The sequence below is a fragment of the Paraburkholderia sp. SIMBA_030 genome (genome assembly GCF_046535245.1).
GTDB lineage: Bacteria > Pseudomonadota > Gammaproteobacteria > Burkholderiales > Burkholderiaceae > Paraburkholderia.
This window is the reverse complement of sequence record NZ_JAWRXB010000176.1, coordinates 1-347: the sequence shown is the minus strand read 5'-3', so window position 1 is coordinate 347 and position 347 is coordinate 1. Positions and strand designations below refer to the sequence as shown.

The following is a 347-nucleotide window of genomic DNA, read 5'->3' as shown; positions in this document are numbered from 1 at the left end:
CGAATCGGCCGATGCCGAAGCGCCGTCGAGCGATGCACGCGCGTGGCGCGAGACGTTCATGACGCTCTGCGCGCGCCTCGCGACGCTGGCCGCCGACGCCGATCTGCGCGCCTCGCTCAACAGCCATCTGGAAGACGCTGCGCGCGCGATGGCGCCGGATTTTTCGCGCTATCTCACGCATCACATCCGCGACACGGTGCGTAACTGGGACACGCGTGAAACCGCGCGCCTGATCGAACTGAAGATCGGCAAGGATCTACAGGAAATACGCGTGAACGGCACGGTGATCGGCGGCACGATCGGGCTCGGTTTATATCTGTGCTCGCATTTGTTCGACTGGCTGCGCG

General features: G+C 64.3%; 1 protein-coding gene. It reads left to right on the top strand.

What is annotated here, in order from left to right; translation table 11 throughout:
- On the top strand, positions 1 to 347 hold a 347-nt coding region (locus SB772_RS39550), incomplete at both ends, for a DUF445 family protein (RefSeq protein WP_410838458.1).